This window comes from Timaviella obliquedivisa GSE-PSE-MK23-08B (genome assembly GCA_019358855.1).
GTDB lineage: Bacteria > Cyanobacteriota > Cyanobacteriia > Elainellales > Elainellaceae > Timaviella > Timaviella obliquedivisa.
Map to the genome: position 1 here is coordinate 485505 of JAHHII010000001.1, position 22332 is coordinate 507836.

The following is a 22332-nucleotide window of genomic DNA, read 5'->3' on the forward strand; positions in this document are numbered from 1 at the left end:
ATAGCCATTACAATCCATTTGGATTTGAAGCTTCAGCGTCGGCGATATAAGCGCGCGATGCGTTCGGGAGAAATGCCTAGAGAGTAGGCTGCAATCACGAGTTGGTTGATTAGCGTGGTTTTAATCACCCCCAACCTTTGCCATCTGCGCCCCGATGTAATGACTGCGGCAGGGGCGATCGCAATTTTCCCTAATTTCTGCAATCGCTTAATAAACTCAAAGTCCTCCATGATGGGCAGTTGAGCAAAACCGCCTAGTTGCTGGAAGGTTTCTGCTTTTAAGAAAATCGCTTGGTCGCCGTAGGGCATTTGCAAATAGCGCGATCGCCAGTTTACGCCCCACTCAACCCAGCGTAATCCTGGAATATTGCCCTCAATGGTTAATTCAAATGCGCCTGCCACGATCTGGGGCTGAGCTAAGGTTTTTTGAATCAGTTCTAGATAGTGCTGAGGTAGGCGAGTGTCGGCGTGGAGAAACAGCAAAATGTCGGATTGGGCGATCGCGGCCCCCTGGTTCATTTGCTGGGCGCGACCTGGCTCAGAGGTCAGCACTATTGCACCTAGCTCTTTTGCCAAAGCGATCGTCTCGTCTGCGCTGCCGCCATCCACGACAATCAGTTCGCCTGAGTTTGCTTGATGCTCCCACCGTTCTAGGGCTTTGGCTTCATTTAACGTCGGGATGATGATTGAAATAGGTGGGCGTTGGGCATTGAGGACGGCTTGCCAAACGGGCAGATCTTCGGGATAGTCTATATCGCTCAGAGCCGGCAGGTGGGCAACGGTCAGTCCTAACTGACTGGCGATCGCGACAGTCTGTTGCCGAACTGCCGACGTGCCCCAAGGGATCTCCTTAAATAATTCAGGGATCGATCGCTGTAAGCCAATCAAATAATAGCCTCCGTCGGTTGCGTCGCCCAGGACTAAATCATGATTTTGGAGGGCTTGAAAGGCTTGGCTCAGGCGATCGGCATCCAGCCCAGGGCAGTCGGTGCCAATGATGACGACTCGTTCCATGCCTGCGGCAAACGCCGTTTGAAAGGCATTGATCAAGCGATCGCCCAGATCTCCTTCGCCCTGAGGTTGATACACCCATTCGGTTCCCAGCCACTCTTGCATCTGTCCCTGCTCTAAGCAATCATCAGCAAACCAAATTTCTACTGATATAGAAGGGTCTAGCTTTTTGACCTGAGCCAAAGTGTGTTCCGTCATCTGGCGCTGTAAATTAGCAGCGCCTTCGGCTCCGAGGGCAGGAATCAGACGAGTTTTAGCTTTGCCAGGACGGGGGTAGCGGGTGAAGATAATTAGGCGTTCTGTCATTAAGAATGGATAGTCCTAAGCTTTTGGCTCTGGGATTGTCACATCAATGGGAGTCACTTGGGTGTTAGGGCTAAGAGTCGTGAGGGCTGGATTAATTTCTTGAGCGTTACCAACAACTAAGATGACGATGTTTTCGGGCTTAAGATGGGTTTGGGCTGCTTTCTGAATTTGGGCGATCGTTGTTGCTTCGACTTGCTTTTGATATTGAAAGATAAAATCTTCTGGGTAGTCATAGTAGTCGTAGCGCATGACCCGTGAGAGGGTTTGCCCTGGAGTTGCGAAGCTGAAAATGAAGGAGTTGATGACTGAGTCTTTGGCGCGGGTTAGCTCTGGGGCAGTGATGGGCGCGGTACGAACTTTTTTCAGTTCAGCCAGGGTCGAGTTAACGAAGGGGACAGTGGCATCAGAGCGGGTTTGCCCCCCGCCAATGAATACGCCAGGATAGTCAAACCGGGCTGACCAATAAGCGTAGACACTATAGGCTAAGCCTTGGCGCGATCGCACTTCATTCACTAATCTGCCACCAAAACCATTCAGCACTTCGTTCAGAACCGATAGGGCTGCGTAGTCTGGGTCGCTGAGCTTGCCGCCGAGGTGCCCAATGAGAATGTTGCTTTGAGTCAATTGGGGCTGGTCAATCAAGAAGACCCCGCCTTTTTGAGCTTGGGCAACGGCGGGTAAGGTGCTCCGGTTTTGAAAGGCAGCGGCGTTGGGGTTAGGTTGCCAATCGCCTAGTTTAGCCTCAATGAGCGATCGCATTTTTGCAGGCTCAAAATCACCCACAATGCCCAACAGCATGTTGTTCGGGTGATAGTACTTGTTATAAAAACCGACAATATCATCGCGCGTTATATTGTCGAGCGTTTCGTATTCAACGGTACGAGCGTAAGGGCTATCGGCTCCATAAATCAGCTTTTGAAACTCTCGGCTAGCAATATCGGCAGGATCATCGTTACGACGAGCAATGCCACCTTTCGTTTGGTTTTTAGAGAAATCAATTTTTTCTTGAGGGAAGGCAGGTTGACGCAAGACCTCGGCAAATAAGCCAAATACTTCGTCTAGATCTTCACTGAGGGCGCTAAAGCCAGCGCTACCCGAGTCAGTGCCAATGCCTGCTTCAACCGAGGCAGCGCGTTGTTCTAGAGTTTGGTTAAGAACATCAGGAGGATACTGGGCAGTGCCCCCGCTGCGCATTACTTCGCCGACAATGCTGGCTAAACCTACCTGAGTCACAGGTTCAAGGCGATCGCCCGTGTACACGGTCACCGAACCTCCCACCAAGGGCAGTTCGTGGTCTTCCATAAGATAGACCTTCATACCGTTTTTCAACTCAAAGCGCGTGAGGTCGGGCACTGTGATTTCAGGTGCAGGCGAAAACTTCAGGTCAGTGTAATGGAGGGGAGTGACGGCAAGAGCAGAGGAGCGACCAAAGACAGTCAGGACAAGGGTTAGCACCGCTAATCCAATGATCATTGGGTTCGCAAATCTTCTACCTGGAAATTTCATGCTCATTTAAGTTTCAACTTTTGAATTTTTCTAAATCCCGACTGCTTAGCTCGCGGATAACAGCTTTCCAACGGTCAAATTTTTGGGCTGGAACGTCTCCTGCGCCACTCGCTGAACGTCTTCAGCCGTGACTGCTTCGATCGCCTTGAGGTCTTCAAACAGGTTGCGCCAGCTACCCGTTTTAGCTTCATATTCTGGCAAAAGGCTTGCCATGCCTTGATTAGAAGCAAGGCTCCGGAGTAAACCTGCCCTAGACTGTGTTTTGACGCGATCGAGTTCTTCAGCAGAAACGGGTTCAGTCTTGAGTCGTTGAATTTCGCTGTCGAGGGCGGCGGCAACCTCTTCAACGGTGTGACCAGGGGCGGTGAGCGCGTAGAGCAACATTAAATTGGAGTAGCGATCGCCTGGAAAAGTGTCGGAAACGTTGACACTGAGGGCAAGTTGCTGCTGCTCCACTAAAGATTTGTAGAGGCGAGAGGTGCGTCCAGCAGTCAACAAGCTGCTAATCATTGAATAGATAGGGCTATCAGGGCTAGTGATAGCGGGGCGCTGATAGCCTTCCATATACCAGGGCTGGGTTTGCAGGTTAACTATTACCTCCCTAGGAGCAACTTGAGCAGGCACATCGACCGTAAGACTGGGCGCACTAGAGCGGGTTTTGAACCGCCCAAAATAGGCTTCTGCCATCTGCTTAACTTGCTTCGGGTCAACATCGCCAACTACGGCTGCAATAATGTTGTTGGGAGTATAGTAGGTTTGATAAAACTCCTGGATGTCTGCACGGGACATATTTTGCAGATCTTCGGCAGATCCAATCACTGGGCGACCATACGGATGTCCTGGTAAAGCAGTTTTCAGGAACTCTTCGATCATTTTGCCAATGGGCGAGTTATCGGTTCTCATGCGGCGTTCTTCTAGAATCACGTCTTTCTCTTCATGAAACTCCCGAAAAACAGGATCTAGAAAACGCTCAGACTCCAGAGACATCCACAGTTCTAGCTTGTTGGCAGGGAAGCTGTAGAAATAGCGGGTGGCATCAGCGGAGGTGGTAGCGTTGAGTCCTACACCGCCTGCTTGTTCAACAATTTGCCCGTATTTATTTTGCTCAATATACTTTGCCGCCTTGGCTCTAGCAGCGTCAAAGGCAGCTTGGAGGCGAGTCACTTCCGCAGTGTTTGCGGCGACCTTTGCTGCCTGAAGTTGCGTAAACAGTTTGTCGATTTGCTCAAGGCTGGCTTTTTCGGCTGGGTAGTTGGTGGTGCCAATGCGTTGGGTGCCTTTGAAAGCGAGGTGCTCTAGAAAGTGCGCTGCTCCAGTTTTGCCCTCGGCTTCGTAGGCTGCGCCAATGTTGACGTAGGTCATTAAGGATATGACAGGTGCCTGATGACGCTCCATGACAATAAACTTCATGCCGTTAGCAAGGGTAAATTCTGATATCTTGCTGATCACCCCGTCAATGTAGGGCTGGATATTAGCGGTTTGGGCGAAGGCAGTGGCAGGAGCGCCCAAAAGGAGAACGATCGCCAAGATTGCGATCGCCAGTTGCCGCTGAAGCTTGTTCAAGAAAGACGAACGCATAAGAACCTGCCCAATCAACACAATTTATTTAGGATAAGTGAATTCTGGATCTATTGCTGCTGACAGATGTCAAAGGAACTCCATCCATTAGCGCTCGTCCCACTCTTGGGCAGCATCGGCGATCGCTTGATCAACCGTCTTTTCGTCTAGCATTGCGGCTTGCAGGTTATCGTAAATAATTTTTTGCAACTCTTTAATATCTTTATTCGCAGGCAGTAAGACCTCAGCATCCTGCATTTGTTTAGCGCTAATGAGGCGAGCTTGCTCTAACGGAGTCTTGGCATCAGCGGTAAAGTAACCATCTGCGAGAGCGGCAGTGGTGGAGGGCAAAACGTTGGCGGCTTTAGCAAAATTCAGTTGATTGGCATTGTTGGTGACGAAAAGAGCAAAGTTGAGAGATGCATCCGGTTGGTCAGTGTTGCGAGGAATGACGAGATTCATGACCGCGACGTTCTTTTTGGCAGTGTCGCCAGAGATTTGGGGAGCCGTACTAGAGGCTTTGGCGATCGCTGGAGCATTGGTTTCAATAGTTTTGAGAAACTGTGATCCCGAAATCAAAATTGCCGTTTCGCCCGCCTGGTAGAGTTCGATCGCCCTTCGATGTCCTTGAGTCAGGGCTTCTTTGGGCAAAAATCCCTGCTTATAAAGATCAGTCCAATACTGAAACACGGCTTTCCCAGCAGCAGTATTAAACGCCGCTTTTCCTTGAGCATCGAGCAGCGGCACACCCATTTGCACAAACGACTGAAGCGCCTCCGCAGAATCTTCAGGTACAAACGTTGTGAAGAAAGCATACTTTCCAGTTTTTTCTTTTACCTGCTTAGCAACCTGTGCTAGTTCAGCATAGGTTTTGGGCACTGCTACACCCGCTTTTTTCAGCAAATCTTGGTTGTAAATGGTCACGCTAGTGGTGAGATACCACGGAATCCCAAAAGTTTTGCCATCCAAGGTTCCAGATTGCCAAATTTTGGGTAAATATTGCGATCGGTCTTGGGCAGGAATGCGATTATCGAGATCCATCCAAGCATTGCGCCCCGCCAGTTGAGCCGCAAAGTCGGGGTTAAGGTTCACCACGTCGGGGGCAGTTCCGGCTGAGGTTGCAGTAAGAATTTTGCTCTGCATATCTGCCCAAGGCACATCAACCCACCGGACTTTTGTCCCTGGATTTTCTTTTTCAAACTGAGCAATGAGGGCGTTGAAATAGTCAGTAAATTGGGGCTGGAGTTGCATTGTCCAGAACTCAACTTCTGCTGGACTGTTTGCTGTTGTTCCAGTGCTGCCAGTGCTGCTGGTTGGGGCAGAAGGGCTGCAACTACTGATGATCCAGCTTGTTAGCAGTCCCAACAGGGCAAGCGTTCCTAACTTTTTCCAGGTTCTCATCTGCATTGTCAATTTCCCATGTCTCCCACTCAATTTACCAGTCAGATGACCCAAAAATTTACTCTCTCCTGCTGTTACTCTCTTTTTGCCTCTCACCCGCCATCCCTTTCGGGGGGCGTGGGGGAGTTAGGCCCCCACATCGCGGGGGTACGGGGGGAAGTCCCCCGGATCGCGGCGGAGTCGCCCAATCCTTTACGCTTCTAACCCAACCTCGAAAAATTATGACCTCAAGCTAAAGAAACTGAAAAACGCTTAAGTTGGTTGAAGCCGAGCCTTGAGGGGCTTCCCCTCAAACTCCCCAGCAGGGGACGATTGCTTCCCCCACACCCCCTCCAAACGAGACAAAGGGCAGGTGCACCGGGATATTGAAAGGTGGGAAAGATTAGGGTTTAGCGCTGATCATCTTTACTTCATCAGCAGTAGCTTTTGCTCGGGCTCTAGCTTCCTCGATCGTCGAACCCAACGCCAACGCCACACCCATGCGACGATTTTTGTGGCTAGTGGGTTTGCCAAATAGTCTGAGCTTGCTAGTCGGAACCTGTAGCGCTTTGTCAATTCCTGTAAATTGAGGGCGATCGCTCTCTTTGGTTGCCAAAATTACCGCCGATGCTCCAGGGCTAACGAGAGCGATCGCGCCGATCGGCAGACCTGCGATCGCCCTCACATGCAGTTCAAACTCCGACATATATTGGCTCACCATTGTCACCATGCCAGTATCGTGCGGGCGAGGGCTAACCTCGCTAAAGTAAACTGTTTCACCCTGAATAAATAGCTCTACGCCGAACAAACCCCAACCGCCTAACGCCTCAGTAATTTTGCCGCTCACGTCCTGACACTGCTGCAATACGTCGGTTGCTAGTGGGCAAGGCTGCCAAGACTCCCGATAATCCCCGCTGATTTGGACATGACCAATCGGCGGGCAAAAATGAGTGCCATCGATCGCCCTCACCGTTAGCAGCGTAATCTCAGTATCGAAATCAACGAACCCTTCCACAATGACCTTGGCATTCTTCGTCCGCCCACCCGACTGAGAATAGTCCCAAGCCGCCTGAATCTCTGCCTCAGTGCGCACGGTGCTCTGCCCTTTACCCGAAGAACTCATTACAGGCTTGACCACGCAGGGTAAACCTAATGCTGCGATCGCCTCTCGATATTCTGCCTCTGTCTTGGCAAATTGATAGGGCGAAGTCCTCAATCCCAACTCCTCAGCCGCCAACCGCCGAATGCCCTCCCGGTTCATGGTGAGAAACGTCGCTTTAGCCGTAGGCACTACTCGCCAGCCTTCTTGCTCTAGTTCCATTAGAGTCGGAGTAGCGATCGCTTCTATTTCTGGCACGATTAGGCTAGGACGCTCCTGTTCGATCAGCGCTCTCAGCTTGGTTCCATCCAGCATATCGACAACGCACGATCGATGCGCTACCTGCATCGCGGGGGCATTTGCGTAGGAATCCACCGCAATGACTTCTATGCCCAATCGCATCGCCTCGATCGCCACTTCTCGCCCCAGTTCTCCTGAACCGAGCAGCATTAAGCGTTGAGCTTCTTCTTGTAAAGGTGTGCCCCAAGGGGATAAGGTTTGCAACAAGGAAAGATTCATAGAGTCAGGATATTTAAGGAACTTCAGACGGAATTTCCTGTGATTCTCTCACAGCTTCTATCGGTTCCAAGGGTTCTTCTACTGCCCCTTCTAATACAACCTCTGATTCTTTGCGCTTAGAAAACCCCCACGTGAAGAGGAGCGCGATCGCTGCAATCATCATCCATTGCGGCGGCACATAGCTATCATTCACCACCTTCAGCAACAGCCTTAAGCCCACCAATCCCACTGTCACGAAACCCGCATCTTCCAAATGCTCAAACTCATCCAACCATTTGATAAATAAACCTGCCATGAACCGTAGTGCTACGACCCCAATTAAGCCACCCGTCAGCACTAGCCAAGTTTGGTCAGAAACCGCGATCGCCGTCGTTACACTATCTAAAGAAAACGCCAGGTCTGTCACAGCAATCATCGGGATGGCTTGCCAGAGTGAAGTAAACCGAGGTCCGTGATGATGCGACTCGCCCTCCTCATCCTTGCCGCTAGACGTAAAGTACTGAAATACCAGCCAAAGTAGATAAACCGCCCCTGCCAACTCAAATTGCCAAAAGCGAATCACCCAACTCGCAGTCAAAATTAAACCAACCCGCAGCACAAAGGCACACACTAAGCCAAAATTCAGAGCACGACGCTGCAACACAGATCCTTCTAACCCCTGGGCAATAGCAGCTAGAGCGATCGCATTATCTGCCGACAGCACGGCTTCCAACGCCACTAACACAGGCAGCAATGCCAGCGAGTCGCGCCACTCTGAAGATGAACTTAATAGATCGAACATTCCTTAGCGATATCCTGAATTTGAATTTTATAGAGATGTTTGTCGTGAGGTGTCGAATGAGCCACACAGTTCTTAGAATAAAGCATGGGCAAAGATGCTGCTTGCGAGTAGCACTTCCCCTGTATTAATTCTGATGTATTTAATCCCTTGCAATCTTCTCCTCTGCTCCTTTCATCCCTTCTCGCTCGTTTTCGAGCCAGCTATCCAACGGGTAGCCTCATTTCTGAATTTCTAACAGTAAATGATGGCAACTATGCCATCCGTGCCCTGGCTCAAGTGGGCGGCATTACCCTTGCATCGGGCATGGCAGCACACCCTAACCTAGAAATCGCCGAAGATCAGGCTAAGGCACGGGCTTTAGAGGCACTGGGATTGACTCCACCGCCTGTTGAGCCACCCTCCTATCCGTTGCCATCATGGGACAGTTATAACGTCCCCGTTGAGCCTGCTCCTGTCGCTCCTCCAAAATCACCCACTTTAGACCGCCCAACTCCGCCAGGACTCGATCAACTTCAGTCTATCCCTGAGCCGATCGCCACGGAATCACCTCCAGAAAAAATGCTGGAGCTAGTACCTCAACGGGTAGAAAGCCCTGAAACCAACAAAACGATCAAGCCCAAAAAAGATAACCCAGAAGAGTCGTCACTTGCAGAAGAGACTCAAGATCGCTCTGACGAGATTGCTCGGATTGGCGTAGAAATGAAGCGCTTGGGCTGGACAACTATTCAAGGACGAGATTATCTGAAGCAACGCTACGGCAAGCGATCGCGCCAAGAACTCAACGACTCCGAACTACTAGATTTTTTGGCTTACTTAGAGTCTCAACCTGCCCCCTCTTCCAAATAGTGGGAAGAGGAGGAAAGGAGGAAACTAGACTGCGATCGCCGCTGGACGGCTGCCAACAGCCCGCCGATCAATTACTTGATCAACCAAGCCATATTCCATTGCCTCATGAGCCGACATAAAGAAGTCCCGCTCCGTATCTTGTTCAATCTTCTCAATGGGCTGCCCTGTGGTACGAGCCAGGGTATCGTTCAACTGCTTCTTCAGGTACAAAATTTCTCGCGCCTGAATTTCAATATCCGTCGCTTGCCCCTGCGCCCCACCCGAAGGCTGGTGAATCATAATGCGCGAATGAGGTAAGCTCATGCGCTTGCCCTTGGTGCCTGCACTCAACAAGAAAGAACCCATGCTGGCAGCCAAGCCCACACAGATTGTGCAAACATCAGGACGAATTTGGTTCATGGTGTCAAAAATGCCCAAGCCTGCTGACACTGACCCACCCGGAGAATTGATGTAAATATAAATGTCCTTCTCAGGATCTTCTGCATCCAAGAACAGCATTTGCGCTACGACCAAGTTTGCCAAATCTGCATCAATGGCTTGCCCTAAGAAAATAATCCGTTCTCGTAGCAGCCGAGAATAAATGTCGAAGGCTCTTTCGCCGCGACCAGATTGTTCAATAACGGTAGGAATCATGGACAGTATCTCTGCAATATGGTTCTCTCCATTTTAACGACTTAGGGGCAAAGAAATAGAGGGCTGAAATAGGGGGGAAATCGGTAGGGATCTCCGTACCCCTACTGTTTCTTGGCTTCGACGATGTGGAAACTGCTAAAGACACCCACTGTCTCAAAGTGATAGGACGGGACTAAGTTATCCAAGAACGAGGGCAGTAACTTTCCTACTGACAGATCTGTTTTGTAAAGGCTGACAACTCCAAAATTTTGGCGTTGAGTATTGGCAGAAATCAGTTCTTTAATTTCAGATTGATTCTCGTTTAATAACTGGTTGCACCCATCTCTCAGCAGTTCCCCGGCATCAGCACAAGTATTGTCGCGCAGGTAGGCGGCTAGTTGCTGAGTAGCATATTCTTCATAACTGTCTTGACTAGGATTGGTGACAGCCATCGCTATACCCAATCCTACCAGTGCCATACCCACTAAATAGAGAGCCGTTTTCATAGGGTGTTGAATCAATAGTTTTATTTTCTACCCTACTGGATACAGATGGCGATCGCTTGGTTTCGGTGATGTTTTGTGACTAGCAGCAAAGTTTTGCAGGGTGAATAGCCCCAGTTTTAGGCAAGTAATGTTATATTCATTAACGGTATGGCGAGCGTAGCCAAGTGGTTAAGGCAGAGGTTTGTGGTACCTCCATCCCGCGGGTTCGATCCCCGTCGTTCGCCCTTTTAACAGGTGGCTAAAAAGCTTTCCTAGACTATCTCGATTTTGACCTGCTCGTACATTGCAGTTACGCCTGCATCAACCTGTAGTTTTACTCGCGCTGAAAACATTGGGCTTTCGTCTTCCACTTTGCCGATCGCACGAATTAATTCCCAGTTGCCGCTACCAGAATGACGGGCGATCGCAAAATCGCGCCAAGTCTCAGTGCTTTGCAATCGTAATGTTGCACCTGGTCGGTCTGCCTTGACCCAGCCTTCCACCTGATAGAGTGTGTGTCCCTCACCTACAAATTCTTGGCTGATCCATGTGAGATTTGTAGCCTCGACCCGTAAACCGAGATCTCCATCGCGGCTGGCTGTCGGATCGGCAAGCACTTGTCCGTCGCCATCAATCTGCCAAGCTGTGGGTTGGGAGGGTGTGATCCATTGTTCAAAATTACTGTTGATAAGGGAGAGCGATTGCGCATCAGAACGGCTGAGTTGCGTTAAAACATTCTGTGTGATTTGAGAAACTGGGCTGTCCGGATCTTGCAATCCCCTTGCCCATTCGATCGTGCCTGCGGTGAAAACAGTACCTTTATTTCGATAAATCCCCATCGTTGCCATGCCTGCCTGCCCTAGACCCCTACCCCAATCTTTCAGTGCGGCAAAGGCAAGAACAATAAGGTTTCGGGGAGTACCGTTTGCTCCTGTAACCATTGGGATGCCTTGAATTTCACGGAACTGCGCCGCGTCGGTTTCGTAGCCAATAATATTGTCATCTGCACCAAATCTGTCATCGTAGGCGAGTCCCGTCCCGTCAAAAACCCAATGCTGCGGGAACCGAACTCGATAGTCTACAGCGGGACGATCGCCATTTTCACCACTCCAAAAGGCTCCGTGGGCAAAACTCATGCCTGTCATTTGTTCTTCGGGACGGTTGACAGGTTGCTCGCGCCATCGAACTGTTGTACGGCTGCGATCGCTCACGGGGTCTTGGTTGGCATCGTGGTAACAAACCAGGGTGCGATTTCGTTGTTCTAGCCGTGCTTGCCACCAACAAAGATTGGCACCAAAGAAAGCAACATTGCCGCCTTGAGCAATGAACGCTTCAACGCGATCGCGCATTTCTTTTGACCAGTATTCATCGTGTCCAATACTGAGAAAAAGTGAATAATCATTTAACAACGCGGGTTCGTCATGCAAATCTACATTGGTGCAATAGTCTACAGCAAAACCGTTAGACTCGATCCACCGAACAAAGTGAACATCCCACTGAACAAAGAAATTTGCTTCAGGATCAAGTGGGCGATCGAACGAAACTTTATTAGATTTAACTTGATCTTTAGAGTTATAGTTATAGAGGCTCTTACCGCCCCAGTTATTGTAGGCTTGATAAGTATTAACCGCTAACTGCAACAGAATTTTAGAATGATCGGAATGAGCAGATTTAACAATAAATAATACATTGGTAATTGCTCCTAAACTGCTGATGAGCCGAGCAATATAAACGCCACTTTTCCAAGCATTCGGAATGGTAAATTGATAGGCAGGTGACCAATCACAACCCACTTCGTAAGCGTTGATCGGTGTGTCGTAGTCTTGGGCGATCGCGGTAGCCTGATGCATCAGAACTTCGGTTTCACCCTGGCGATAAATCTCAATGCGAAAGCGAAAGTGTCCAAGTTCAGTACGAACATGGAATGCTAAGGGGTCGCCAGGATAGACAGATATGGCAGATGCATAGGCTTCGATAGGGTTCATGATTCTGTCCCTTAATTGCTCCTCATTATCCGAGGTCAAAAGTGGAAAAGTCAGTCCCCTAGCGGGTAATCTTTAATGTAGAATTTCTCTTAAAAAAAGAGGCACCCATTGGGTGCCCCTCATCTCTATCAGACCTAAAAAATCTTAAGCTCCTACAGCTTCCTTAGCTGCATACAAAACCTCAGCGGTGATTTTCTCAACGCCTCGCTCACGCGCAAACTTTTCAGTGTTGCGCTTTACCTTACCCCGGACAAAACCCGGAATTTTGTTCAGTTCAGCCAAACCATCTTTGCTCCAACCTAAGTCAGAGTCAGCCGAGATGCCTTTAGTAATGCCCTCTTTTGTATCGTGTCCACCAAAGATTTCTAGCAGATGATCTTCCATGCCGAGAGTAAAGGAGTTGTAGACTAAATCAGCAATTTGGTTAGTGCCCTCGTAACCCATGAATGGCTTGTAGCCAATGGGAAAGTTCTGGATGTGAATAGGGGCAGCAATTACGCCGCAAGGAATGTCGAGACGCTTACCGACGTGGCGTTCCATTTGGGTGCCAAAGATAGCCGAGGGTTCTAAACGGGCGATCGCATCTCCAATTTCCCCGTTATCTTCGCTAATCAATACATCATCACAATAGCCGCTCACCTGCTCTCTAAACCAGTCAGAATCATACTTGCAGTAGGTTCCAGCCAGCACCACCTTAATCCCCATTTCCCGCGCCAAAATCTTGGTCATTGCCGCCGCATGAGTATTATCGCCAAACACAACGGCTTTTTTGCCTGTCAGGTTTTGGCAGTCAATGGAGCGAGAAAACCAAGCAGCTTGTGAGACATATAAAGTCTGGTCGTTAATGTATTCTTCGTAATCTACTGCTGCGCCTTGCTCGTTCAAAACCTGCTGAATCTTGCGAATGCAGCGAGCAGTCTCGACCACGCCCATCGGGGTGATATCGACGTAGGGCGTATTGAACTGCTCTTGCAAGTATTGGGCAGTCGTCAAACCGAGTTCGCGGTAAGGGAGCAGGTTGAACCAGGCGCGAGACATATTTTTAATGTCGTAAACCGAAGCCCCTTCGGGAATGACCGCATTCACCTCAATGCCCAAAGCTGCCATTAACCGCTTCAGTTCGGTGCAGTCATGATGATTGTGGAATGCCAGGGTGGAAATGCCGATGATATTAACCGAGGGCTTTTCGGTTTTGCCTTCAGGGAGTTCGCCGCGCTTGCGGGCTTTCTCGGTGTAGTAATGAACGACTTGTTGCAGAGTACGATCGGCAGCTTGCAACTCGTTGTAGCGGTAGTGGTTAACATCTGCCAATATCACGTCGCCTTTGGATTCAACCTGGGCACGATTGACGAAGTTCTGCAAATCTTCTTGCAAAATGCTGGAGGTGCAGGTCGGGGTAAGCACAATTAAATCAGGGTGTTCTTCGGCATCTTTGCGGGTGATGTTGTCCACCACTTTTTCTTGGGAACCGCGCGCCAGAACGTTGCGATCGACCACGCTAGTGGTAACAGGGGTGAAGTCCCGCTCGCGTTCTAGCATGGAGCGCATGACGTTGAAGTAGTCGTCACCTAAGGGCGCGTGCATGATGGCGTGGACGTTCTTAAAGGAGGTGGCAATGCGAAGGGTGCCAATGTGGGCAGGGCCAGCATACATCCAGTAAGCCAATTTCATAAAAACGATCTCCGTTATGCTGAGTTTAGGTGCGCCGAGCACGATTTGAAGAAGCGATGGCGGCAAGTTTGAGGCTGTTTCTGATTGTCTCAGAGATGGAGCGTTTGAAAATAGGGATGTAAAGGGAAAATGGAGAGGGGGCGATCGCTCTATTCCTTGCTGTGCAAGGCTTAGATGCTTGTTTGTGGTTGGCGATCGTTAAACAATTCTCAATAACTCTTAATGCGGTAAGCCAATCGAGGTTTGGGAATGCTCAATCAGTTGCTTCAGATTTGTGATTGATGGGGCGATCGTTTTCCATAGGACCAGTTTCATAGCAAACGCTTAAACGGTATATTAAGATTTTCAGCGATGCTTAAAGTTGCTCGGAGTTTTAGTAGGTTTTGATGATGGGAGAAATAGAGTGAGAGAGCCAATGACTCAAGGCAATCAAATCAATCATCATATAGAAGAATATCTAGACTATTACTGTGGATTATCTCATGCACCTGGTTTTGCCGTTCTACTGAAGGGACAATGGGGATCTGGTAAAACATGGTTTACCAACAGATATTGTGAAAGATTTCAAGAGAGTGAGCAGGAAGAGAATGAACAGCGATATTTTTATATAAGTCTTTATGGTGTTACTACTCTTTCTGAAATAGAAGATAAATTCTTTCAGTTACTGCACCCTATACGGTCATCAAAGGGAATGGCAATAACAGGAATAATTCTTAAAGGACTGCTAAAAGGTGCATTAAAAATCGACTTAACTGGCGACGGCAGAGATGATGGAACATGGAATATTCAAATTCCAGAAATTAATCTTCCGAAGCATTTAGAGAATGTCAATCAGAGTATTTTAATTTTTGACGATTTAGAGCGTTGCAAAATAGACCTTGGCAGCCTATTAGGGTATATCAACTATTTTGTCGAGCATCAGGAATTAAAGGTAATTCTTATTGCTAACGAAGATGAATTATTCAAAAACATCAACTATCAAGTTATCAAAGAGAAGCTAATAGGTAGAACTTTCGGTGTGTCGCTTGACTTTGAAGGAGCATTGGAGAACTTCATTACTAGAACAAACGATTCAGGTGTCAAAACTTTTTTATCTGACAACACTAAGTTAATAAAAGATTTATATGACAAAGCTGAATATGGGAACCTAAGAACTCTGAGACAAATTATTTTAGAATTTGAGAGGATTTTTAAGACACTTCCAGATAGGGCAAAACGAAAAATAGAGCTTCTGCAAGACTTGCTAAAATTACTAATAGTTTTTTCTATTGAGATTAAACAAGGAACAGTATATCCAAAAGACATTAGTAACTTGGACAAAAAATATCAGTCGAGTGAAGTATCTGACAGATCATCTAGTCTAACGATGAAAGGCAATGCCGAAGATCAAACTTCTCTACAGAGAATGTTGAGCGATAAATACACCATGCTCGACCTGTATGAGCCATTCCCAAGTAAAGTTTGGTGGCAAATATTTTTTGATGAAGGCAGCATCAATACAAAGGAATTAGAGCAATCAGTACTAACCAGTAAATACTTTCAGGATGAAAATACACCTCATTGGGTTAGGTTATGGCATTTCCGAAATCTTGCAGACGAGGAATTTGGTTGTGTACTAAAAGAGGTTGAATCGGAATATTCTGATAGAAAGTTTCTTGATCCTCAAGTGATCCAGCATGTTACTGGAATTTTTCTGACTCTGTCTGATATCGGGCTATATTTTAAAGATAAAAGAGACATATTGTATGATTCAAAGCTTTATATTAACCAGATGAAAGAAAATGATCAGCTAGAGCCTCTACCTCAATATGTTCCTTTATCTGAAGCAATTGGATATATGTCTGGGAGCTATCGTGGACTTGGATTTTATGGTAAGGAGCTTCAAGAGTTCAAAGAATTTAGCTCTTACCTTGATACAACTCGTGAGTCGGTGAGAATTGAGAGAATGCCAAGTGCTGGTCAAGATCTACTTGCCATCATGCAGAATGATGTCTGGAAGTTTCACAGCATAATTTGTCTCAGTGGCTCTGAAAATCAAGATGCAACACAGAAATATTATGAAACGCCTATATTCAAATATATAGAACCAACTGATTTTATGGAAAAAATTTTACTTGCTAAGCATGAAGCCCAACGGCTTATTTTTTGGTCACTTGCCGAGCGGTACAAATATGATAGTACTAATGAAAAGTTAATTGAAGAATTGGAGTGGCTTAAATCTATTCGGAGCCTTTTGTATAAAGAAGTGAGTCTAAAAGGAAATAGAGTCAGCGGATATAATCTAAAGTCACTAATCGGAGAGTACTTGGATAAGATAATTGAGAAGCTTCAGGTAAAAAGAGTATAAATACAAATCAATAAGTACTGATGTATATTCACGTTGTTCGTTCTAGCACCACAACATAGGTTCTAAGATGGATGACATACAGTGTAGGTTAAAATGGAGAAACTGGTAACACATTTCAAATGAGTGAAACCGTCTACATAGAAACCAGTATGGTTGGTTACTTGACAGCCAGACCCAGCAATAACTTGATTCTCATGGCAAACTTGGAGGTTACGCAAGAATGGTGGGATAATCGCCGAGATCAATTTACTCTATATATCTCCCAAGTTGTTTTGGACGAGGTGGCGCGAGGCAATGCAGAAATAGCAAATAGGCGGCTTGAGATCCTGCGTGATTTTCCATTGCTCAAAGTCAACGAAAGCGTTCAAGGTTTAGCAACCCAGTTCCTCGCAAAAAGTAATCTTCCTGCTAAAGCTTTTGATGATGCGCTTCATATCGCTGTAGCTACGTTTTATGGACTGGACTATCTTTTAACTTGGAACTGTAAACATATTGCCAACGCTCAAATTCAAAAGAAACTCGCACAAATCAGTACTGAAGCAGGATACGAGTTGCCGACGATTTGTACACCCTACGAACTAATGGGAGAGTAACCATGTGGAATGATGAAGTTCTCGAAGAGATTTATAAAATTCGAGAAGAACACGCTAAGTCTTTTAACTATGATTTGCAGGCAATCTGCGATGACCTTCGGAAAAAGCAAGCTACTAGCGGCAGAAAAATTATTTCCGCTCCGCTCAAGTTTCGCAGTCAGCCGCATAAAAAAAATGCTGGAACTGACCGTGTATGAGGTAATCTTTCAGATACTAAGGTTACTAGCCGTAGATCAGTTCAATAGTTAGGACGATGAACTTTCAAGTCAGTCAGAACAGTGCAATGTGTTGGACTTGAATTGGCGATCGCCTTACAAAAATGGATAAATCAGAAACTTGAAGCCTTAGGAGCAACATGAGATGACTATTACCATTACCGCAATCAATCTGCCGATGGAAAAAATTGCTGAGTTTTGCGATCGCTGGCAAGTCATTGAGTTTGCCCTGTTTGGCTCTGTCCTACGCAATGACTTTCGCCCTGAAAGCGACATTGACGTGATGGTGCAATTTCACCCAGAAGCCCATCCTACTTTCAAAAGCCTAGATCAGATGGAAGCAGAGTTAAGAAGCATTTTTCATAGAGACATTGACCTAATCACCCGACAAGGTATTGAAACCAGTCGTAACTACTTACGTCGCCAAGAAATTCTTTCCTCCGCCCAAGTGATTTATGCAACGGGATAAGTTACAAATTCCGTCTGAAAGTTTAGGTATGATAAGCAATTGCTAGTTTTAGAAAAAATGGGCGATCGCTAAATAATTCTCAATAACTATGAGCTTTTTGCCAAAGAATCGTTGTCCAGCTTGATCTCAAAATTCTAGAGTTTCAGGAATTGAAGGAATCTACCAGAATCAGGCAAGATTAAATAGAGATCCTTCAATCTGTGCGATCGCCGATATGCCTAAGCGTTCCTCCCACAAATCTTCATCGCGCCGCAACTCGAAGCCTAGCCATTCACGGCAAATCAAAGACGAGCGATGGCAACAGCAACAATGGATTGAATTGTTTTCAGAAGTCACATTTAAAATTCGGCAATCGCTACAGCTAAAAGAGATTTTGCGGGCAACTGTCACCGAAGTGCAACGGATTTTGCAAGCCGATCGCGTGCTGATTTACCAGGTTTTTGCTGATGGGACGGGCAAGGCAATTAGTGAAGCAGTTCTGCCAGAATATACTGCAATTCTGGACTTGCAGTTTCCTGAAGAAGTCTTTCCCCGAGAATATCAAAAGCTATACTCAGAAGGGCGAGTACGGGCGATCGCCAACGTCCATAGTCCGGCTGAGGGGTTAACCGATTGTTTGATCGAGTTTATCGACCAGTTTGAGATTAAAGCAAAGCTAATTGTTCCAATTCTACAAACCCCCCATACTCCGAGTGAAGTCCATCACCCAAAGCTGTGGGGCTTATTGATTGCCCACTATTGCGATCGCCCTCGGCGATGGGGCGAATTTGAGTTGCAGCTAATGCAACAACTGGCAAATCAAATTAGTATCGCTCTGGCTCAGGCACAACTGCTTGAACATTTGGAAGAAATGGTTGAAGTTCGTACCACTGAACTCAAAGACGTTAACCACAACTTGCAACAAGAAATTAATGATCGGATGCAAGCAGAAGAAGCTTTGCGCCGTAGCGAGGAGCAGCTACGCCTAGTGACTAATGCCCTGCCCGTGCTGATTGCTTATGTCGATGATCATCAACATTATCAGTTCAATAACCAAGCCTACGAAGATTGGCTCGGACAGTCGCCCACAGATATCTATGGCAGTCATCTTCAGGAGGTATGGGGCGCGGAATGCTACCAGCGAATGCAAGTCCATGTGGAAGAGGCATTGGCTGGACGAGGGGTAACTTACGAAAATGAAATAGTCCTTAAAGACGATCGCCCTTGCTCAATCAGCATGACCTATATTCCCCACGTGAACGAGCAGAATACAGTCCAGGGATTTTTTGCGTTAGCAAGTGATATCAGCGATCGCAAAGCTATTGAACGAATGAAGGATGAATTTATCTCAGTCGTTAGCCACGAACTGCGCACGCCTCTGACCTCTCTTCACAGCGCTCTCAAAATTTTGACTACTGGGCGGCTGGGAACTCTTTCAACCGCTGGTCAGCAAATGCTAGAGATTGCTGATGATAACACTGAAAGATTAGTTCGTCTTGTTAACAATGTTCTGGACTTGCAGCGAATTGAAGCAGGCGAAGTTACTATGGAAAAACATGGCTGTAACGCCACCGAATTAATGGTGAAAGCAACTGAAGCAATGCAGCCAATGGCACAACAGCATGAAGTCAAATTTTCAACGCAACTCGCTAATATTCAACTCTGGGTAGACTCTGATTATATTGTCCAAGCGCTCACTAATTTACTCAGCAATGCCATTAAATTTTCACCTGAAGGTGGAACAGTTTGGTTAACAGTTGAGAGACACAAGGCTGAAGCACTGTTTCAGGTACGGGATCAAGGACAAGGAATTCCAACAAATAAGCTAGAAAGCATCTTTGAGAGATTCCATCAGGTAGATTCTTCCGATTCGCGCAAAAAAGGGGGCACCGGATTAGGGTTGACAATCTGTCGTAAGATTATTGAACAGCATGATGGCAAAATTTGGGCAGAAAGTGCGCTGGGACAGGGGAGCGTTTTTTCTTTCACTTTGCCAGTTCAAGGCTGAATCCCAGGACTAATCTTAGATCCGACGAGAGATACAGCTTTATGGTAACCAAACGAATTTTAATTGTTGATGACGAAGAAACTATTCAAACCGTTGTGCAATTCGGTATTCGGATGCGGGCAGGTTGGCAGGTTCTCACAGCCAGTTCGGGGCTGCAAGGCATTCAAATCGCCCAAGCTGAACAACCTGATGTGATTTTGTTAGATGTAATGATGCCCGAAATGGACGGCATTGACACCTTTAAAAGCCTCCAGTCCCATCCTAAAACCGAACGGATTCCGGTGATTTTTCTGACTGCTAAAGCTCAAACTGCAGAGAAACGACAGTTTAATGAGTTAGGAGTCAACGGAGTGATTACCAAACCCTTTAACTCTCTAGATTTACCGGAGCAAATTGCAAAAATCTTGCGCTGGTCATTGCCGTTATGAAAATTTTACTGGTTGATGATGATGACTTTTTAGGCGATCTCCTGACCCGAAGTCTTGCCGCCTACCATTATGTGGTGGATACGGTCAAAGATGGAGAAATGGGTTGGACTTACGGTTCTACCTTTGACTATGACCTGATTGTGCTAGATATCATGTTGCCAAAGCTGGATGGCATTAGTCTCTGTCAGCGGTTTCGCGCAGAGGGATATACGACTCCTATTCTGTTGCTGACGGCACAAGATACCAGCATAGCAAAGGTGAATGGATTGGATGCCGGAGCCGATGATTATGTTGTTAAACCCTTTGATGGGGCGGAGTTAAGTGCGCGGATTCGAGCCTTGCTTCGACGCAGCAGTGTTAATCCTTTTCCGTTACTAATTTGGGGTGACTTGCTGCTTAATCCTAGCTCATGTGAGGTCACCTATAATGCTCAACCGCTTACCCTGACCACTAAAGAATATGAACTATTAGAGCTTTTTATGCGTGAAAGTCAGCACGTTTTTAGTACTGATGAAATTTTGGGGCGGCTCTGGTCTTCAGAAGAATTTCCATCGGAGGCAACGGTTCGATCGCACATTCGTCGGCTGCGTCATAAGCTAGTTGCAGCGGGTGCTCCTCCAGATTTTATTGCCACAGTTCATGGTCGCGGTTATTTCCTCAAGGCAGGCGGCGAGATGCAGTACGGGACACAGAGCATAACCCCCGATCCTTTCGAGATACTCGGAAGAAGTCGTTCTGAGCTATCTGTAGGCGATCGTCACACCGTTGCCCAAGCCCAGTACTTAGCATTTCTCGACGAAACCTGGCTCGCCCAAAAAGCCAAAATTCTCAACCAACTAACCATTTTCGAGCAAGCGATCGCCACTCTTCCTCAGCGTACAATTCCCCCCTCTTTACAAGAAAAAGCCTACGCCGCTGCCCATAAACTTGCAGGCACTTTAGGCACCTTTGGGTTGTCTCAAGCCATGGCTTTCGCGCGTCAACTAGAGCAAAGCTTCGCTCCTGCTAGTCCCCAGCCCAGCATTATCGATCTGGTGACTTTGCTCAACGCCCTTCAACAAGAAATTCAAAATTGGCAAACGCTCGACAACCTCCCGGCGGGCTCTTCGAGATACCCGCAAGGGGTCGCTTCAAAAGACTCGCAGGGACGCGTTGCACCCTTATCTTTAGAACAAGATATTTTTGAACAAAACGCTTTTGAACAAAACGCTAAAGTCATGATTGTCGATGATGATCAGCATTGGTTAAAAACTCTACCCAATTTGCTCAAACCGTGGGGCTTCAAAATCACCACCTTGGCAGAACCCCAGCAATTCTGGACGGTACTACGATCGGTTACCCCAGACCTTTTAGTATTAGATGTCAATATGCCCGACGTGAATGGTTTAGAACTCTGTCAGGCATTGCGACACGACCCCCGCTGGCAACGGCTGCCTATTGTGGTTTTAAGTGGGCTAACTGATCAAACGACCCAGAATCAAGCTTTTACCCTGGGTGCCGATGACTATTTGTGTAAGCCTGTTGTGGGCGTTGATTTAGCAAACCGAATTCTTAATCGTCTCCGTAGAATTAGAGCCTGGGCAACCTAATCGCCTCTAATGCCTGTAGCTACACACATTTTGCACAAGCTATCCGGCAATCTAGGGTATAAACATTTCTAATGAAAGAGAAATTTATGAATAAGTCGATGCCCGAATCGATGCCAGACTCAGTGAAACCAAAATCGGTTAGAGAACAGCAGCATCCATTGATTCAACGGCTTGCCAATTGCATTGAAGCAACCTGGCAGCAGCATCTTGACCTATCACCCTACCCAGTTCCCGCAGATTTAGGCTATGTGGAAGGCAGCTTGGAAGGAGGGCGACTGATCATTGAAAATCACTGCTATCAAACTCCACAGTTTCGCAAACTTCACCTCGAACTTGCTCGTGTGGGCAACGCTTTAGATATCCTTCACTGTGTCATGTTCCCTAACCCTGAATATGCCCTGCCCATTTTTGGCGCAGATTTGGTGGGCGGACGGGCTGGGATTAGTGCCGCGATCGCCGATTTATCTCCTGTCAATGGCGATCGTTCTTTGCCGCAAAATTACCAAACTGCATTGTCTAAGCTTGATTCCTATCCCTTCACCCAGCGGAGAGAACTGCCACCCTGGGGCAATATTTTCTCAGACTTCTGTCTATTCGTGCGTCCTGCGACTCCCCAGGAAGAAGATGCTTTTTTGGAGGAGGTTCAAAGCTTTTTGACCTTACACTGTCAGTTTGCTGGTGCCACATCCCCCCTAAACTCGCAAATTGAGGTCGCTAAAGTCCGGGTAGGGCAGCAATATTATTGTCAACAGCAACAGCAAAATGATAAAACGCGGCGGGTTCTAGAAAAATCTTTTGGTTCAGAATGGGCTGAGCGCTATATGACAACAATGCTATTTGATTACGTTGCTTAATAGCATTGCTGAATCGTGATGTGAAAATCATGTTCCCCTGCCCTCGCAGAGAAGGGGCTAGGGGTTAGGTCAAGTCCTGCAACGCAGCGAGAG

At 47.3% G+C, this 22332-nt stretch carries 19 protein-coding genes and 1 tRNA gene; 10 read left to right on the top strand and 10 right to left on the bottom strand.

The features are described 5' to 3' along the window. Positions 1-32: 32 nt before the first annotated feature. The 6 genes from KME11_02350 to KME11_02375 form a co-directional block, all read right to left on the bottom strand. Positions 33-1316: a TIGR04283 family arsenosugar biosynthesis glycosyltransferase gene (locus KME11_02350; protein MBW4514050.1), complete on the bottom strand. Its 1284-nt coding sequence runs from the start codon at positions 1314-1316 to the stop codon at positions 33-35. A 15-nt stretch (positions 1317-1331) separates the two neighbouring features. Continuing rightward, a complete protein-coding gene (locus KME11_02355) occupies positions 1332-2789 on the bottom strand; it encodes an insulinase family protein (GenBank protein MBW4514051.1) in 1458 nt (485 codons plus the stop codon). 78 nt (positions 2790-2867) lie between these two features. After that, positions 2868-4400 (bottom strand): insulinase family protein, encoded by a 1533-nt coding sequence (locus KME11_02360; protein ID MBW4514052.1) that lies wholly within the window; start codon positions 4398-4400, stop codon positions 2868-2870. Between the two features lie 87 nt (positions 4401-4487). Beyond that, positions 4488-5786 carry a sugar ABC transporter substrate-binding protein gene (locus KME11_02365; GenBank protein ID MBW4514053.1) on the bottom strand — a complete coding sequence of 433 codons (1299 nt, stop codon included), beginning with the start codon at positions 5784-5786 and terminating at the stop codon, positions 4488-4490. A gap of 376 nt (positions 5787-6162) precedes the next feature. Next, entirely contained in the window at positions 6163-7377 is a 1215-nt protein-coding gene (purT, locus tag KME11_02370; protein MBW4514054.1) for a formate-dependent phosphoribosylglycinamide formyltransferase, read from the bottom strand. Between the two features lie 13 nt (positions 7378-7390). Beyond that, entirely contained in the window at positions 7391-8158 is a 768-nt protein-coding gene (locus KME11_02375; GenBank protein ID MBW4514055.1) for a hypothetical protein, read from the bottom strand. Positions 8159-8305: 147 nt separating this feature from the next. Here KME11_02375 and KME11_02380 point away from each other — a divergent pair, with 147 nt between their 5' ends. Continuing rightward, positions 8306-9004: a hypothetical protein gene (locus tag KME11_02380; protein MBW4514056.1), complete on the top strand. Its 699-nt coding sequence runs from the start codon at positions 8306-8308 to the stop codon at positions 9002-9004. Positions 9005-9028: 24 nt separating this feature from the next. Here the strand turns inward: KME11_02380 and clpP are convergent, their stop codons facing one another. Together clpP and KME11_02390 are read right to left on the bottom strand one after the other, a co-directional pair. Further along, positions 9029-9637, bottom strand: coding sequence for an ATP-dependent Clp endopeptidase proteolytic subunit ClpP (clpP, locus tag KME11_02385; protein ID MBW4514057.1), 609 nt, complete (start codon positions 9635-9637; stop codon positions 9029-9031). A 101-nt stretch (positions 9638-9738) separates the two neighbouring features. Then, positions 9739-10122 (bottom strand): DUF4359 domain-containing protein, encoded by a 384-nt coding sequence (locus tag KME11_02390; GenBank protein MBW4514058.1) that lies wholly within the window; start codon positions 10120-10122, stop codon positions 9739-9741. A 150-nt stretch (positions 10123-10272) separates the two neighbouring features. Between KME11_02390 and KME11_02395 the strand changes: the two genes are divergently transcribed. After that, positions 10273-10346 (top strand) — tRNA-His (locus KME11_02395). A 27-nt stretch (positions 10347-10373) separates the two neighbouring features. Here the strand turns inward: KME11_02395 and KME11_02400 are convergent. After that, positions 10374-12086, bottom strand: coding sequence for a hypothetical protein (locus tag KME11_02400; GenBank protein ID MBW4514059.1), 1713 nt, complete (start codon positions 12084-12086; stop codon positions 10374-10376). 144 nt (positions 12087-12230) lie between these two features. Next, positions 12231-13757, bottom strand: a complete 1527-nt coding sequence (locus KME11_02405) for a ferredoxin:protochlorophyllide reductase (ATP-dependent) subunit B (GenBank protein MBW4514060.1) — start codon at positions 13755-13757, stop codon at positions 12231-12233. Positions 13758-14172: 415 nt separating this feature from the next. On the opposite strand from KME11_02405, the gene KME11_02410 reads away from it, so the two are divergent. From KME11_02410 to KME11_02445, 8 genes are all read left to right on the top strand, one after another. After that, entirely contained in the window at positions 14173-16104 is a 1932-nt protein-coding gene (locus KME11_02410; GenBank protein ID MBW4514061.1) for a KAP family NTPase, read from the top strand. 119 nt (positions 16105-16223) lie between these two features. Then, positions 16224-16697 carry a type II toxin-antitoxin system VapC family toxin gene (locus KME11_02415; protein ID MBW4514062.1) on the top strand — a complete coding sequence of 158 codons (474 nt, stop codon included), beginning with the start codon at positions 16224-16226 and terminating at the stop codon, positions 16695-16697. A gap of 2 nt (positions 16698-16699) precedes the next feature. Continuing rightward, the gene (locus KME11_02420) at positions 16700-16894 is read left to right on the top strand and encodes a hypothetical protein (GenBank protein MBW4514063.1); all 195 of its coding nucleotides are present in this window, start codon (positions 16700-16702) and stop codon (positions 16892-16894) included. Between the two features lie 163 nt (positions 16895-17057). Then, the gene (locus KME11_02425; GenBank protein MBW4514064.1) at positions 17058-17381 is read left to right on the top strand and encodes a nucleotidyltransferase domain-containing protein; all 324 of its coding nucleotides are present in this window, start codon (positions 17058-17060) and stop codon (positions 17379-17381) included. A 214-nt stretch (positions 17382-17595) separates the two neighbouring features. After that, positions 17596-19368, top strand: a complete 1773-nt coding sequence (locus KME11_02430) for a PAS domain-containing protein (protein ID MBW4514065.1) — start codon at positions 17596-17598, stop codon at positions 19366-19368. Positions 19369-19409: 41 nt separating this feature from the next. Further along, positions 19410-19796: a response regulator gene (locus KME11_02435; GenBank protein ID MBW4514066.1), complete on the top strand. Its 387-nt coding sequence runs from the start codon at positions 19410-19412 to the stop codon at positions 19794-19796. Further along, positions 19793-21385: a response regulator gene (locus tag KME11_02440; GenBank protein MBW4514067.1), complete on the top strand. Its 1593-nt coding sequence runs from the start codon at positions 19793-19795 to the stop codon at positions 21383-21385. Before KME11_02435 ends, KME11_02440 begins: the two co-directional genes overlap by 4 nt. 110 nt (positions 21386-21495) lie before the next feature. Continuing rightward, positions 21496-22239 (top strand): phycocyanobilin:ferredoxin oxidoreductase, encoded by a 744-nt coding sequence (locus KME11_02445; GenBank protein ID MBW4514068.1) that lies wholly within the window; start codon positions 21496-21498, stop codon positions 22237-22239. Positions 22240-22332: the final 93 nt, after the last annotated feature.

Excerpts from the sequence above, each read along its gene's own strand:
- KME11_02360 (MBW4514052.1), bottom strand. The coding sequence starts at position 4,400 with ATGCGTTCGTCTTTCTTGAACAAGCTTCAGCGGCAACTGGCGATCGCA.
- KME11_02405 (MBW4514060.1), bottom strand. The coding sequence starts at position 13,757 with ATGAAATTGGCTTACTGGATGTATGCTGGCCCTGCCCACATTGGCACC.
- KME11_02425 (MBW4514064.1), top strand. The coding sequence starts at position 17,058 with ATGACTATTACCATTACCGCAATCAATCTGCCGATGGAAAAAATTGCT.
- KME11_02435 (MBW4514066.1), top strand. The coding sequence starts at position 19,410 with ATGGTAACCAAACGAATTTTAATTGTTGATGACGAAGAAACTATTCAA.
- clpP (MBW4514057.1), bottom strand. The coding sequence starts at position 9,637 with ATGATTCCTACCGTTATTGAACAATCTGGTCGCGGCGAAAGAGCCTTC.
- KME11_02420 (MBW4514063.1), top strand. The coding sequence starts at position 16,700 with ATGTGGAATGATGAAGTTCTCGAAGAGATTTATAAAATTCGAGAAGAA.
- purT (MBW4514054.1), bottom strand. The coding sequence starts at position 7,377 with ATGAATCTTTCCTTGTTGCAAACCTTATCCCCTTGGGGCACACCTTTA.
- KME11_02350 (MBW4514050.1), bottom strand. The coding sequence starts at position 1,316 with ATGACAGAACGCCTAATTATCTTCACCCGCTACCCCCGTCCTGGCAAA.
- KME11_02355 (MBW4514051.1), bottom strand. The coding sequence starts at position 2,789 with ATGATCATTGGATTAGCGGTGCTAACCCTTGTCCTGACTGTCTTTGGT.
- KME11_02410 (MBW4514061.1), top strand. The coding sequence starts at position 14,173 with ATGACTCAAGGCAATCAAATCAATCATCATATAGAAGAATATCTAGAC.
- KME11_02400 (MBW4514059.1), bottom strand. The coding sequence starts at position 12,086 with ATGAACCCTATCGAAGCCTATGCATCTGCCATATCTGTCTATCCTGGC.
- KME11_02365 (MBW4514053.1), bottom strand. The coding sequence starts at position 5,786 with ATGCAGATGAGAACCTGGAAAAAGTTAGGAACGCTTGCCCTGTTGGGA.
- KME11_02445 (MBW4514068.1), top strand. The coding sequence starts at position 21,496 with ATGCCAGACTCAGTGAAACCAAAATCGGTTAGAGAACAGCAGCATCCA.
- KME11_02390 (MBW4514058.1), bottom strand. The coding sequence starts at position 10,122 with ATGAAAACGGCTCTCTATTTAGTGGGTATGGCACTGGTAGGATTGGGT.
- KME11_02415 (MBW4514062.1), top strand. The coding sequence starts at position 16,224 with ATGAGTGAAACCGTCTACATAGAAACCAGTATGGTTGGTTACTTGACA.
- KME11_02375 (MBW4514055.1), bottom strand. The coding sequence starts at position 8,158 with ATGTTCGATCTATTAAGTTCATCTTCAGAGTGGCGCGACTCGCTGGCA.
- KME11_02440 (MBW4514067.1), top strand. The coding sequence starts at position 19,793 with ATGAAAATTTTACTGGTTGATGATGATGACTTTTTAGGCGATCTCCTG.
- KME11_02430 (MBW4514065.1), top strand. The coding sequence starts at position 17,596 with ATGCCTAAGCGTTCCTCCCACAAATCTTCATCGCGCCGCAACTCGAAG.